Source organism: Neiella litorisoli, from assembly GCF_014773395.1.
Classification (GTDB): domain Bacteria; phylum Pseudomonadota; class Gammaproteobacteria; order Enterobacterales; family Neiellaceae; genus Neiella; species Neiella litorisoli.
The window spans coordinates 71943-85954 of sequence record NZ_JACXAF010000009.1; the positions used below are offsets into that span (position 1 = coordinate 71943).

Genomic DNA, 14012 nt, shown 5'->3' on the forward strand with positions numbered 1-14012 from the left:
GGTGAATGAACCGCTGCAACGTGTTTCTAATTGACCTGAATTCAGCTTGCACGAACGTTACAGTAAAGCCGACTTACTTAGGATGTATCTAATGCCCAAACAAGAACTTTTTGTGATTCGTACACCTGGAAAGCGAGATCCTGTCCGTGGGATTACCCCGCTGCTGACGGCTCTCAAGAAATGCTATCGTGGACATCATGTGTCTGTCGAACGCCAACAACCAAGTGGCATACGCCACATCACCTTCGTGTCCATCTCTGCGGATGGTCAGCTCATGGATACTTATAACGAAAGCGAAATCAATCGACATACTTTTGCCGACGAGGACTGCGCAAATGCATAGTCGTCCTATTCGAGCGGAAGGGTTACACCAACCGCTGCTTCTTCCTTGCTTACCGGCAGTCAAGGCTGTACCCGTCGCTCCGCTTCGCGAGTTAATCATGCTGATCCCGCGGCCTTTGTGGAGTGAATTTACGCAAGTCAATGTGAGTGAGTCGTTAGGTTTTTGCGGCCAGCATGTGTTCGGGAATCTGCATGAGTTAATGTTTTGGCTGGGCTATGGCCAGCCTCCCCATGGGAATCGAGCTTTGCCATTTCAACTGTATATGCGGCCACTGCATCGTTCACTGTTCATTGAAGACTTATTGAGTCAGTGCGTAACTATTCCTGCACGAACACAATTACACCAATACTTACCTGAACGAGTTTGGCGACGTTTTACGGCAGCAGCCGAATCTCGGCGATAAAATACTCGCGCCCACATTCCCAGGACAACGACCGTTGTGCCAAGAAACGCCTTTACTCCCAACCCATTGAGTCTCGGCGCACTATCAGTGCTCTGGAAAGGCATAGAGCGATCTATCTTAGTAACACTGTTACTGCACTTGATTTATCTCATTGGTAACGCGGATAGCACCCTAGATCTGCTGTCTTAGTAACACTGTTACTAATCGACAGAATAGTGTTTGTCCGGCCCCGACCCTTCTCCTGAGTATTCGGTGTGCGCGGTTGCGAGCCAATTCATTGGTATTAGGGTTTTCATCGACCAATGATGACAGGAGACCTCTAATGATTGAACAAATTTGCACCCTGCTTAATGATGCGCAGGCTAGCTCGATGCACATCGTGATCCGCCCCGATGGCCAAGGCAATGTGTCCTTGAGCTTCCTCGTGCAAGGCTGTGAATTGGCAACGGATGATGAAGCCAAGAAAAACGCCAAGGCATTTAATCTACGCGCTGCACTGGCTAAACCGCTGCTGCTCAATGGCGCGATAGGCGAAATGGACGTAGAGGCTATCTCGGCACTTATTCAGTACGCCGATTCCTACGTGCCAGCGCAACAAGCGTTTCATGCAGCGTCAACCAATCTTAATGAGGTCTTTAGTACGCACCGCGCTGCAACCCCTAAAGACAGCAAGAAGCCAGAGAGTCACGATACTGATGGCGGTACAGGGGCTTCTGCGGATAATGCAGCACCTGCCCAACCAGCTAGCGAGCAGGACTTCGATGACGAATCGCTATAGGAGTTGACCATGATTCAAATACAAACCGCGCAATCCTTGCCGATCAAATTTAAGCTTGGAGCGACCTTGCTCGATGATCCTGCTCCGCATGAGTCCTTAGCCAAGAAGCAAGAGCTACTGGCTCAGCAATTTCCGCAATTGCGGTTCACACACATTTATGAATCTGATGCGGTGATTGAAAGCGGCACAAAGGTTTATCCCATCCTTGTACCCCCCCCAAAAGTAAACGGCTAAGCTTAGTCCGCTGCTGTTCGGTTCGGCAGCGGCTACGTTTCCCAATTCACAGTACCCACCCTACCCTGTCGCGTACAGACAGCCATCGTATTCTTCACGATTGCACCAACCTAGTTTTCGATGATTCTGTTCGTAGTGAACACTACTAACGGAACTTAGCTATGAGCACATCAGTTAGGAGCAAGCTTGCAGCGTGGCAACAATCTGCCCAGTTACACGGTCGAGAAGCAGAGCATCGCGAGCAACAACAACGTGATTCAAATTATCAGTCGCAGCCACAACGCAAACGTTACTTGGAGAGTCAATTATGTCAGCAGCTCTATCGCCTCAGCCAGACGCATTCCCACTGCCATTTAGCGGCACACTTGATGCCGCCTATGTAGCTCCGGTTGCTGCGCCTTGGTATGAGGCAATGACGGGCGCAGCGATTCGAGCGCCTTCGAAGCGTGTTGCTCGTACTATGGGGATACGTTCAGAGAGCAGCGAACCTGTCGAGTTGGCGACGCCCTACCAAGAGCTGGCAGTGCTCAGACAATCCGAAGCTATCGCCAAACTATGTGTCGAGTTGCACCATGCATCACTGCTCGGTGATGCGGAAATAGATGCGGTTATTGACGCTGAAATGGGTACCGAAGCACAGCGATTGGCTGTATGTGAGGCTTTAAGCCTTGCTATGGAAATGCTGCAAACCAAGGTGGCCGAGGAACATGAAAAGGTGACATCTTTATGTTTGTCTCAGGACGTGTCGCTCTCTGACGATTATTCTCAATGGCTCAATCAGCAGCTCATGCCACACCTCATCATCGACAGTGAATCTTATGGCTCAGTTGAACACCTTGATTTACGGATTGTGCATCCTAACGTGCTGGCTGCTTGCGGTGTTGAGTTTTGTGGGTTGAGCGATGACCTCAAGTTACTTGTTTATCAGAGCTTGCAAGTGCTGCGGCGCTATAACTGCATGTCGATGGACACCGATCATGTTGGGTACTTCCTTGACTGTGACGAAATGAATGGTGTGGTTGAGGCATTGGGCGTGACGGGCTGTACGGCGATTGGTGACTCCGACGAGGATGAAACTCGAATTCTGGCTATTATCAACGACTATGCAGAGGATGAATATCGCGATCTGCTTGAGGCTGGTTACGATGATGAAGATATTGCTTACCGAGCGATTATGGCGAGTCAGTACTATTTAGAAGCCAACAAACCTTGGGCTATCGACATTGATCTGGCCAATCAAGACGAGCGAACTGCACTGCAAGGTTTGCAACAACGTTTGGAGCAGCACCAAACCCAAGCTGATGCTTCTGAGCGTGAGCAAGCCGCGATTGATGCTCTATCGAAAGTGTTAAAGACAGCCTTGATCGGTTTGACTGCCTCCAAAGCACATGACGCGATAGAAAGCGGTGCGTCTGATATCTGGCTAGGTGATGGTCGGATCATTGGTACAAGCGACTTGCCGGATATATTTGAATGGTTGAATGAGGGCATCATGCAGTCCGGCGAATACCCTGCGGCATCGCTGAATCTCGCACATCCGCAATGGCTCGAAGCAATTAACCACTTCATTTTGGCAGATGTGTTGGTTTGCTATCTGTCCGATACGATTGCGTGATTGTTGATGTGGGGTTTACTGATCATACAACGTCAACCCGTAGAGATAAGCCATGCAAGTTGCCACTCAAGTTGAAATTAATTCACAAACCCCTATTGGTGCGAATCGCAATATTCCAGATGACCCTACGCCCGAAAAAGCTTGGGTCTTTTATTCCGGCAACATCAATTATGATGTCAAATGCACAGGCATTGTTGAGCACTCGATTCGCAACGGCAAGTTAGGTGCTGCCAAGCCTTTGAACGAAGCGCAAATCCTAGAAGCCGTGAACCAGCTAGACGCTAGTTCGGCCTGTTCAACCAGCATGATTCCAGAGCAAGTATTGCTGAACACACCTACGCGCCTTGCTTGGTATTCGAAGCGCCGTGTTGGCGTGATGTGGATTCGTAATGGTGGAACGCACCACTTGATGGTGGAGTGGCCGCCGTTACTTTGGCGAGTGGATTTCCAGCGTCAGCCAGTACTCTATGTGCGAGCACTATTGCACAACACTCGCCCAAGCGAAAAAACGCGCACGTTTAAAGCGCCATTGATGAACATTTCAGACAATGGTGCCGTTTGCCAAGGCACGGCAACGCTGCCTCGCCAGATTGATATTGCTGCGATACCAGCGATAGAGGCGACTATCTACGAGTCTGTTTTTACGCATGTAAACGGTCGTGACACATTTGCAGGGATCGGCAATGACAATAGCCGCCATATCGCCAAGTGGCGCTCATTGGCGCAATCAACAGGGCGGGTACGCCGTGGCGATCTAACGCTTTGTGAAACTGTCGGGGAGTTCATTGGAGGTCGCGCATGAATCAGCATTTGTTTATGACTCCGCAGTCGTGGCTGATCCGAAAGGTGCCCATTGTGATCATTGGGGCAGGCGGTACAGGTAGCGAGTTAATTGCACAGCTTTATAAAATGCATTTCTTGCTCAAAAAATTAGGGCATGAAGGGCTTAATATTCATCTTATGGATGGTGATACAGTCTCGGCATCAAATGTCGGTCGACAATCATTTTGGCCCAATGACATTGGACTTCCGAAAAGCCAATGTCTGATTGAGCGTTTTAATCAATTTGGTCACACTCAATGGACATATTCGAACCAGTACGCAGAGGGTGACACTTTGAATTTGCGGGGCGATGATACGCTGCTGATCACTTGTGTTGACTCTGCTCCATTTCGTGTTCAGCTTTACGATGCTTTTCGAGACACTGACTGTAACCATTTGTGGATGGATTCAGGCAATGGTGCTCACGATGGTCAAGTGATCTTAGGCCACCTCGGACAGCCTAACTCCTGTCCCACACGGCTTCCTAACGTCATGGATTTGTATCCTAGTCTGCGTACCGTCAAAGATAATCCGATTGACAGTTGTTCACATGAAGAAGCGCTGGCCAAGCAAGATTTTGGCATCAATATTGATATGGCAAGTGCAATGCGTAGTCTGCTTTGGCAACTGATGCGCTATGGTAAAACCGCACATCATGGCGCATACGTGTCGCTGGCAGACGGACAAACGCAACCGCTGAAAATCGATCCATTTGTTTGGTCTACGTTCGGTTACGAGGACAAAAGCAGCGCATAATCGCGCCATCGGCCAATCCCTGTGTACAGTTAACCTATACATACCGACATTCACAAAACATGAGGGGTATGTATGTCTGTTATTACTGTTCTGCTCACTGGTGGCTTGGCTGGGGTGCTTGGCGCACTCGGTGGTTTTGCCGGTCGCTACGCCGCATTAAAATGCGCTCAATTGTCTCAATTCGATAGCCATCGCGTAACGAGCCGAACTCAACCACAGGCTCCAGGGCGCGATTGGATTTCAAACTACTTTGCTCGAACACTGCCAGCGCCTTTTGTGGCTGGCGCAATTTGTGCGTTGCTTTTTCACGATGCGAGTGAGTATGTCCGTATCGCGATGAGCATGACTTCTGGTGTGGTTGCTCCAACTGTCATGCGTCACTTGGCAACTGCGCCATTTAATGAGTTGGTTGGGTTGGTTGAGCTGCTCTATAAACTACGAAAGTGATGATATGTAGTGCCTAGTAACAGTGTTACTAGGCGCTCTCATACCGGCGTAGTAACACTGTTACTAACGTGAAATACCCGCTCTGTCCAGACCGGACAAATTCACCACACCATGTCTATTCGCCAGTTGCACCAACCTCAACCGCGCTGAAACTATCAGCGTAAACACACCCTTGGTTGTTGAGGAACTATGATGCTAGACACTGGAACACATTCAGAAGATACCGCGATTGGCATGAACGCGCACATTGCCACCCCAAGTGCTATTCAAAACGAGCAGGTTCAATCCGACGATTGCTCGATCTTGCGACTCGATTGCCTCATGCCATTCGCGCTAGGTAATACCCGAAAAGCACGAAATCCGGCAAAGTACGCCGAACTCAAGTCGTCCATTCGCCAACGTGGTGTCATCCAGTCTATCGTGGTACGCCCACATCCTGAAATGCATGGGATGTTTGAAGTGATTGCTGGCAATGGCCGCTACGAAGCATCATTGGAGTTAGAGCTAGAGACAATTCCGGCCTTGATCAAACACCTGTCCGATGCCGAAGCGATTGAAGTGCAACTCATTGAAAATTCGAATCGTGAAGATTTGAGTCTGATTGATGAAGCGGATGCTGCACAACGCTGGCTTGGGTTCTATGAAGGCGACCGACAAGCGGCGGCAGATCGGTTAGGGTGGGGCATCCGTAAGCTCTCAGAGCGGCTTGAACTGCTGCGTTGCTCAGACCCTGTCCAGCAAGCGCTGACAAATGGAGAGATCAAGCCTGCTCACGCGATTATCTTGGCTCCATTTTCCGAAAAACTCCAAAATGGAACGCTTGCGAAAATCATCGCCGAGAAATGGACAGTGAGCCAACTCAAACAGAAAGCCTCCACGCGGCAGCACTACTTGGTCAAAGCAAAGTTTGATACCGCGCAGTGCAGTGGTTGTCACAGCAATACCGAAGCGCAAGCCGGTCTGTTTGAACAAGACAATCATGCGAAGTGCTCCAACCCGCAATGTTGGGGGCAGAAAACGCAGGCTTGGCTAGACGAACAGCGAGCATTAGCTGAGGACAAGTATGGCAAGGTACTTTGGTTGAATGAGATTGCTGTGTCTGATCGCAATCCGGTTTCCGCATCCGAAGTCGGACAAGAGCAATTTCAAACAGGTTGTACGGGCTGCACTTCAAATGTTGCGCTGATGGACAACACTGACGGACGCGAGGGGATCATTGTTGCCAATCAATGTTTGGATAAGGGATGTTTTGCCAAGTGTGTCAAAGCGCAGCAGTCGGGTTCTGAACCAGACGCACCTACTAGTGCTATGACTCCGTCAACAGACAGTGCTTCAACCAGTACAACGAAATCATCATCAAGCGCAGCCACACAACCTGTCGTTACAAAGAAAGTTGCCAAAAAGGTCAATCGCAAGGTGCAGGAGATTCACCGTGGAGCTTTGCGTGACGCCGCAGTGGGTGTACTCACAACGGATGTCGGCTTTAATCAAGGTGTCGTTTTGGGGCTATTGTGCATTAAAAGCGGCTACAAACCTCCTTTTAAGGGCTGGCCAACCAACGCGCACGGTAGCGATTTGTTCAAGTTGGTACAGCTCACAATGGCTCAAGAGCCTACGCAAGTCCAAGCGCAGATCAAAGATGCCATTAAGCACCTCGCCGTAGAGTCGGAAAACAAAGACCGTTCGGGCGCTTCGGGCACAGTCAATCACCTCATGCTCAATTCACTGTCAGCATTGAACAATTGGCAGGAAACTGCGGTTGCAGCATGGACACCAACCAAGGAGCTATTTAGCGCTCATACAATTGGGGAATTGACCACGATTGCCACTGAATCTGGTTTCGTGGCGGCTTATAACACTGCCAATGGTGAGCGAGCATTTACAAAGCTTGCCGGAAAAGGTAAGGGCGGGTTAGTTAAGGTTATGCTTGAATTTGAGTTCGATTGGTCAGCCTACGCACCATCAACAGGTTACTTCGATTTGGTTTCACCTCCGGTCAAATAAGACGCGAACCACACCGCTTAAAATTGCGCCCAATAAGGGCGCTTTTTTGTTAGTAACACTGTTACTACATCGCACTACAGGCAATTGCGAGAGTCGTATTTCATGCAATTGTAACCCTACGATTCTCTTTGTAGACGCAATTATGGGTTACGAAACAGTGAATGCGTATGCCGGTATAGGCTCACGCAATACGCCAGATGACATCCTGTTGCTAATGCGCAAGCTTGGCAAGGCGTTGGCATTATCGGGCGTCATGCTTCGCTCTGGTGCCGCTCACGGTGCTGATTCAGCATTTGAATTGGGTTGCCATGATGCAGTGCCGGAAGGTGTCGCGAGTCTTGATCAGCTGATGGCGATTTATCTGCCATGGGAAGGGTTTAACCAACGTTCAAGTGCCGAATTGGGTGTTTACATTGGCAACGACAGTCAGGCTCGGACACTGGCTAGTCGCTATCATCCGGCATGGCGATACCTCGACCACCGTGGGCGTTTGCTCATGGCTCGAAATGGCTATCAGGTACTGGGTGATCACTTCAAATATCATGTTCGCTTTGTGTTGTGCTGGACACCAGATGGATCGCTAACAGGTCGCGAACGGACAAGCGGTGGAACAGGGCAGGCGCTTCGCATCGCAAAGGCGTACAGCGTTCCCGTTTTCAATCTCTATCGGGAGGAACATCAAGCCAAGGCTGAGCAGTGGTTGTCAGCGCTGGATGGTTGCGCGAACTCCAGGTCGATGCAACCTAGTGGCATCAACATTCAACGGAGCGCCTCATGAGTGAAGTGATTGAGTCCTGGTATTTAGAGCATCACAATTCAACTGCCAATAAACACAAGTTCTATCGAGTCAACATTTGCCGAGCATCTAATGACGCTTACGACGTCTACAAAGAATACGGTCGTATAGGCACGAAAGGGCAGTCTCGCTTACATGCCAGTTACGCCACTATCAACGCTGCTCGCTCAGCCGCGCACACGTTAGTCGATGCCAAAACGCAAAGTAGTCGCGACCGTTATGAGTTGTTGCAACATACCTCGCCGAAGTCCGCTCCCAGCAAACCAACACCAAAGTCCACTCCCAAGAAAGCCGTAGCCCGTCATTTAGTCGCCGTTCGCGTTACTCTGTCTCACGTTGAACTAGCGAGTGTTGATGCTGGTGATTTTCAACGCGCAATAACTGTTGTGCGGCCAGCTTTTAAGGTTGGGTTGTTCGATGTTGTATCTGTATCTGATGAGCCAGATTCGGAGATCATTGAGGTATTGGGAAAGTACCACGACCAGCCTGACTTGGTCGCGGATGGCGCTGCAGCTTAAGTCTGCCTAAGAGGATAATTCGAGATGAAAACAATGGAACAATTGGGCGATACAAAACCGCTAGAGTTGTGGCGAGAGGGGCAGAATGCCTACTTACAATGGCTGTCTGTGGAGGACTGCCCGCATCATTGCCCGAAGCAAAAACAGATTTGGATCGGCGGCTATGCCTGCCAAGCGGAGCAGGACAAAGCAAGGCAATACCTGCACTAGTCGGTTGCGCCATCTCTAAACCGTTAGACCATGACTTCACCCGTTCTATTGGAGGAGTCAATATGGCACACAAAGTTAATTGGTGTTGGGTTTTTATAGGGGAGTACTTGCATCAGCGGTTGACGGACAAGCTAGCCGATGAGCAAGACTCATTCGATTTTGAGCAAGCTATATGCGGGATGTCCGCAACGTTATTTTTAAAGGTCACACCAAAAGCGGCGGTACTTTCTGGCATTAGCGGTGTGTACTTGCAAGTGCCCACAAATGGGCAGCTTCATTGGCGAGCAGAGCGCCCGAAGTCCGTTACTGATGGTCAGCCTTCTCAGTCATATGGACTCGGTGAACACGGCTTTGGTGAATCCTACCGGCTCGCTGTTCATGCTCGTGCGGCCTGGCTAGGGATAAACCTGGACGAATTGCCTGCTATTAAGCCACCACCACGAGCGTCGGTGTTGGCTTACATTGAGCAGGTTCGGGGTAGGGAATGGTTGAAACGTAATACGGCGTTGGTTGATCGCCTATTGGGCGATTAGGAGAGCTTATGTTAACTGAAACTACACGGCGCCTGTTATGGCAAATCGGCATGCTCAAGAAAAACTCGTTGAGCGAACAATCTGCAGAGCAAGCCCGGATTGCAACCAACCGGCGTTATCGACGTAATACCGAGGCTAGAAAGCAATCCGTCTCGGAGTAAAATTGGACTGGTGTCAGATCAATCTGACACCAGTTTTTCTACATAAGCGAGCAGCTTGCTGCGTTGCTCAGCGCTTAAATTGGCCACTTTCAATTCTGTTTGTCCGTCTGCGACTCGAAAGCTCGCTCGGTTTGGCACCAGCTCTTTGAATGCCTTGTTATTTGGCTTGCTATCGGCCGGGGCTTGTTCAAGAAGTTCTTTGGTAATGCACTGAGTGACTTGGTCGGGTGTACCATACTCATCCAACTCAGCCATGGTTTTTGATGACCACTTGTTCGCTGTAGTCACAACGCGTTCGCGCTCGGCATCATCCAAACGCTCCCAGAGCGTCAACAACAGTTGAAGGCGAGGGCGCCCGAGTAAATTCAAATCAGGATACGCCTGCAGCAAGTCGTGAGGTAGATTCTCTGCTGCTCGCACTGCCACGTTGATGATGGGTTTTGATTTGTCGAAGATCACCACCAGCTCATCTTGAGTCAGTGGTGGTAGTGGGTTTCCTTCCTCATCTTTTCGTTGTTCATGAGCCGATTTGTGGCTAATGATGTCCGCGCCCAACTCAAGCAACGACAGCGGCTTGGAGTGGCGCGTAAATGTTTTGACGACATACCGTGCTTCTTCAGGCGTTAGTTCTCGCTCCGCCACCAGCACCTTGAACGTGCTTGCAAGAATATGCTGCCCTTCGCGGCGCCGAGAGCCGTCGAGCATATCAAAGTACTCAATACCGTCTTCGGTCACCGGGTGAGCATATGCCGCCTTGGTTTGGCCTACGTCACGTAGGTCGGGCAAAATATCTCTGAGCGAATATTCCGACAAGAATTCGTTTCGACGCGGGTTGTATTCAGATACCCGCGTTTTGCTCTTAATGTCCTCTGGCGCGACTTCAACCAGCCCGAACAATACTGGCCCGGTTGGTAATTCGAGTACTTCTGTATGGTCATAGGTTGGTTTGGTCGACATGCGACGGCCAATAGCTGCTTTTTTCATTGGGTTGCTCCTATTCGCTATCGCGGATGTATTCGATGCGGTCAAAGACTGACTTTGCAAACTCTTCAGCTGCTTCTTTCGCTTGTTTGAGCGCTTCTTTGGATCCTGGATAGTGCTTTGGATTGGCACTGATCACCGTGTCAAAGGATTCGCCACATCGCTCAAAAGCATCAAGTCGGGGTATCCACTTGTCGAGCATGTCGCCGCCAAACACTTCTTTGGCCATCGAATGCACCGTGACATGGTCAGGCTTTTTCTCGATGAGTTTGGACATAAAGCCCAGATTAATCAGAGGCCGGGGCTCAACACCATCTTCCTCTTGGATTTGAAACAACTCTGGAAGTCGCTCCAGGTATTTTAGCGTGCTGTGAAAGTCGACTTGAGCTGGCGGGATAGGGGTCATCAATAAGTCGGCTGCAGCTAGTGAGTTGTTTAGGAACGCATCTAAATGGGGGCCTGAATCAACAAAAATGAAATCATAGCGATCTCTGACGATATCAATGATTTTGTCTCTGAGAACCGTATGTGGGTTTTGGCCCGGCAAATGCTCTTTGCAGAGGTCTTCCCAGTCCGATGCCAAAAACGCATCTTCAATGCTCGCCGGCATGACATCTACACCTTCAATACCGGAAGAAAAAATGAAGTGACCGATCTCTTCTTCGGTTGGCTCACGAAGCATCGCTTGTGCCGCGGTGTATTCATTGGACTTCGAGGCGTAGAGGTGGTTGAGGAACATGGTGCCAGATGCTTGCGGATCGAGGTCGATAACAAGTGCGCGGATGTTTTCTTTGATAAGCATCGGGTGAACGCGAAAGGCATGAGCGACCGTGACGCTAGTGACCGTTTTGGTCACGCCGCCTTTGAGGTTGCCGATAAAGATAACGAATGCATCGCCAAATCGCTCTTTATAGGTCTCAATACCGCGATGTTTGTAGATGTCACGGACCTGATCAACGGTAATGCAGTAAACTTCGTTTTTGCCTGCCTGCCGCTTGCCAAACGTGTAGCCTTGCTCTTCCATCTCCCTGACTGCTTTCTCAACAATAGCCTTGGTAAATCCGGGTAAATCGTAGAGCTGAGACCGGCTAAAGGTTCGATAGTAGCCGGATTCACTGAATTCCTTGCGCTGAGCTTCAATGTCAGACGACAGTAGTTTGACCTTGCTTGCTGCACGGCGAGCGATTCGAGCAATTTGAGCATGTGGATGAGCCATGTCCGGTTTCCTTTGAATATGACGCTTTTGTGTTGTTATGCTCATAATGCGTCATGTTTTTGCGTTTGTCTACCTGTGTCGCTGAATGACACCTTCGGCATCACAATCCGTTCCTTTGTTTTCTTGCGTAATGACCGCTTTCTTGCCTTGAAGTGGATTTTTCCACAACCAACGCCTTGGTTTTACGGGTGGTTTGGGGTGGTTGCGCTTCATATTCGATTTATATCTGACCCTTTTGCTCCTGCTATCGCGGCAATAATGAGGCGGTGATAAGTAGAGTGAAGTCATGAATATACTGAACTATTCCCAAGAAATGTTTGAACTCGCCATTGAAGGACGAACTCAAGGGGTTTGGTATTGGGCCTCAGTCTATGCATTGGTCGTTTGCTCGTACTCGTTGTGGTTCCAAATTCGAACACGAAAGTGGCCAACCACGAAAGGAAAGCTAGTGCAGATGGGAGTGAAGAAATTCGGAGCAAACGTCGCGGTCAGGGCAAATCAGGATTATGTTGGCGATGCTTTGTATATCTATTCAGTTCTGAATAAACACTATGAGGGATCCAGAATTTCACCTTGGGTGTTTGTCGCCAGCCATAACGCGCGGTTCATTCTAGAAAAGCAACAAGCTCAAGTTCAAATAGGTGCTGATGGGGGAGTAAACGTTTACTACAACCCGAGGAACCCTAAAAAAAGCTATCTGATTGTAGCTGGAAAGACAGGCATGGTAATTACCATATTGTTGGGGGCATTGCCCTCAATTTCATATTGGATGAAATACTACGTGTAAGTTGCCTACAAACAAAGATGCTGGACAGTACCTGTTCAGTTAGGACTGCATGGCAAATGATGGGGAATTAGCGATGCCTAAATCTAAAACTAAGGGGAAAAATGGACGCAAGCGCGCCAAGGTTCAGCCGCAGGCCGCAACGAAGCGAATACCAGAGTTGAGCGAAAGAAAGCACGTTGGTGATGCAGGATTCTTTCAATCGTTCTTAAACGACAACATTTAGTTGGAAAATCAGATTGCCAATGATCACCTGTCCCGCGTGCGGCAAGCGAACCAATAGCGCGCTTATCGACCATGATCAGGATGGTAAATGCTTGGCGCTGTGGGAAGACGGTCGATATGTAAGAGGTTGCGGCTACGACAGCTGCGATGAACTAGGGAAAGTCTTTGCTAAGGTAAGGTAAGCCCTAATTACCCTCCCAAGCTAAACACTTTTGCATGTCTTAGCTAGACAACCGTCGTCCACTCGGCCGATGGGGTAATTGCGAGAATCAGCCCTCCACTTATGGTGTTACTTCGCTACTATCTTCGCGGAGATCGCCATGAATCAGTCTCTCTCATATGACTGCCATACTGATGCCCAGTTGTTACATCAAATCGCAAACGCGATGACCCATTCGCGCTTTTTGCCAATGTTTAATTCAAATCAAACACGGTTTGGCGAGCGCGCGGCGCTATTGAACAAGGTACGCTTCGATGTGTTGCTTCGATGGGTGAGTGCATTGCCCTACGATTATCTTCAAGACCGCAGACGTGCTGAAATACCTCCGGAAGTTGCAATTTCAGGTGCTGCTGAACAGCTTCGGATCTTCGCCAACCAACTAGCAACTGTACCCGTCTCAAAACGCAAATTCGCTATTCCACGAGGTCAGTCTTGGACTGGTGCTTTCACCACTATCCGGCAAGCATTACCTGAGCTGCGGCGGCGTATACTGCGCTTAGGCGATCCGTCGTCGCCCGTATTTAACATTCGCCTCAAAACAGGCGATGTAACCGAAGTGCTCTATGGCATTTTTGTGTTGAGCGAAAGTGTCGACACCCTGCAGGTGCCAACAGCGCATTCCCGTTTCGAGATGCTGCTCGCTAAGTTACTCGATGGCTCCGATGAGTACTTTCGACGTGGTTATCCGTTTGATCTGTTGGTACATGACAAACTCGATTTGCAAACTGAACCCTCCCAAGTCGAGGCCATCTATTACCCCGATGACTACATCGCATCAGAGCTCGTTCGAAAAGGCCACCCAGCATATATCGGGTATCGCAACCAAATGGCTATGAACTAAGCAAGCTATCCATCCAACCAACCAGGTCACATGGACGTGACCACCTTACTAACCATTGCTTACCGCAAAAGGAAGGTCTTGTGAGCAATAGGAGCATGCTATGTGGTTCAACATGTTGGGTCGCC

The 14012-nt window shown here is 49.5% G+C and carries 19 protein-coding genes; 17 read left to right on the plus strand and 2 right to left on the minus strand.

Going from position 1 to position 14012, the window contains the following annotated elements; all coding sequences use genetic code 11:
- Window positions 1-91 precede the first annotated feature (91 nt).
- From IC617_RS08335 to IC617_RS08400, 14 genes are all read left to right on the plus strand, one after another.
- A complete protein-coding gene (locus tag IC617_RS08335; RefSeq protein ID WP_191144537.1) occupies window positions 92-343 on the plus strand; it encodes a hypothetical protein in 252 nt (83 codons plus the stop codon).
- Window positions 336-746: a hypothetical protein gene (locus tag IC617_RS08340; RefSeq protein WP_191144538.1), complete on the plus strand. Its 411-nt coding sequence runs from the start codon at window positions 336-338 to the stop codon at window positions 744-746. Before IC617_RS08335 ends, IC617_RS08340 begins: the two co-directional genes overlap by 8 nt.
- A gap of 322 nt (window positions 747-1068) precedes the next feature.
- A complete protein-coding gene (locus IC617_RS08345; RefSeq protein ID WP_191144539.1) occupies window positions 1069-1524 on the plus strand; it encodes a hypothetical protein in 456 nt (151 codons plus the stop codon).
- A gap of 9 nt (window positions 1525-1533) precedes the next feature.
- Entirely contained in the window at window positions 1534-1758 is a 225-nt protein-coding gene (locus tag IC617_RS08350) for a hypothetical protein (protein ID WP_191144540.1), read from the plus strand.
- Window positions 1759-2065: 307 nt separating this feature from the next.
- Complete coding sequence (locus tag IC617_RS08355; RefSeq protein ID WP_191144541.1) at window positions 2066-3373, plus strand: hypothetical protein; 1308 nt, start codon at window positions 2066-2068, stop codon at window positions 3371-3373.
- A 52-nt stretch (window positions 3374-3425) separates the two neighbouring features.
- Window positions 3426-4175, plus strand: coding sequence for a hypothetical protein (locus tag IC617_RS08360; RefSeq protein ID WP_191144542.1), 750 nt, complete (start codon window positions 3426-3428; stop codon window positions 4173-4175).
- A complete protein-coding gene (locus IC617_RS08365) occupies window positions 4172-4951 on the plus strand; it encodes a PRTRC system ThiF family protein (RefSeq protein ID WP_191144543.1) in 780 nt (259 codons plus the stop codon). Before IC617_RS08360 ends, IC617_RS08365 begins: the two co-directional genes overlap by 4 nt.
- A gap of 72 nt (window positions 4952-5023) precedes the next feature.
- Window positions 5024-5398, plus strand: a complete 375-nt coding sequence (locus tag IC617_RS08370; protein WP_191144544.1) for a hypothetical protein — start codon at window positions 5024-5026, stop codon at window positions 5396-5398.
- Between the two features lie 189 nt (window positions 5399-5587).
- Window positions 5588-7402, plus strand: a complete 1815-nt coding sequence (locus IC617_RS08375; protein WP_191144545.1) for a PRTRC system ParB family protein — start codon at window positions 5588-5590, stop codon at window positions 7400-7402.
- 142 nt (window positions 7403-7544) lie between these two features.
- Window positions 7545-8180 (plus strand): hypothetical protein, encoded by a 636-nt coding sequence (locus IC617_RS08380; protein ID WP_191144546.1) that lies wholly within the window; start codon window positions 7545-7547, stop codon window positions 8178-8180.
- Complete coding sequence (locus IC617_RS08385) at window positions 8177-8716, plus strand: WGR domain-containing protein (RefSeq protein ID WP_191144547.1); 540 nt, start codon at window positions 8177-8179, stop codon at window positions 8714-8716. The genes IC617_RS08380 and IC617_RS08385 overlap by 4 nt, the downstream gene beginning before the upstream one ends.
- 24 nt (window positions 8717-8740) lie before the next feature.
- Window positions 8741-8926 (plus strand): hypothetical protein, encoded by a 186-nt coding sequence (locus IC617_RS08390; RefSeq protein WP_191144548.1) that lies wholly within the window; start codon window positions 8741-8743, stop codon window positions 8924-8926.
- Between the two features lie 62 nt (window positions 8927-8988).
- Entirely contained in the window at window positions 8989-9459 is a 471-nt protein-coding gene (locus IC617_RS08395) for a hypothetical protein (protein WP_191144549.1), read from the plus strand.
- A gap of 8 nt (window positions 9460-9467) precedes the next feature.
- Window positions 9468-9620: a hypothetical protein gene (locus IC617_RS08400; protein ID WP_191144550.1), complete on the plus strand. Its 153-nt coding sequence runs from the start codon at window positions 9468-9470 to the stop codon at window positions 9618-9620.
- Between the two features lie 18 nt (window positions 9621-9638).
- On the opposite strand, the gene IC617_RS08405 is transcribed toward IC617_RS08400, so the two are convergent.
- The gene (locus IC617_RS08405) at window positions 9639-10604 is read right to left on the minus strand and encodes a ParB N-terminal domain-containing protein (protein WP_191144551.1); all 966 of its coding nucleotides are present in this window, start codon (window positions 10602-10604) and stop codon (window positions 9639-9641) included.
- 10 nt (window positions 10605-10614) lie between these two features.
- A complete protein-coding gene (locus IC617_RS08410) occupies window positions 10615-11817 on the minus strand; it encodes an AAA family ATPase (protein WP_191144552.1) in 1203 nt (400 codons plus the stop codon).
- A 286-nt stretch (window positions 11818-12103) separates the two neighbouring features.
- On the opposite strand from IC617_RS08410, the gene IC617_RS08415 reads away from it, so the two are divergent.
- From IC617_RS08415 to IC617_RS08425, 3 genes are all read left to right on the plus strand, one after another.
- The gene (locus IC617_RS08415) at window positions 12104-12604 is read left to right on the plus strand and encodes a DUF3592 domain-containing protein (RefSeq protein WP_191144553.1); all 501 of its coding nucleotides are present in this window, start codon (window positions 12104-12106) and stop codon (window positions 12602-12604) included.
- Window positions 12605-12677: 73 nt separating this feature from the next.
- On the plus strand, window positions 12678-12827 hold the full coding sequence (locus IC617_RS08420; RefSeq protein ID WP_191144554.1) for a hypothetical protein: 150 nt from the start codon (window positions 12678-12680) through the stop codon (window positions 12825-12827).
- 319 nt (window positions 12828-13146) lie between these two features.
- Entirely contained in the window at window positions 13147-13887 is a 741-nt protein-coding gene (locus tag IC617_RS08425; protein WP_191144555.1) for a hypothetical protein, read from the plus strand.
- Window positions 13888-14012: the final 125 nt, after the last annotated feature.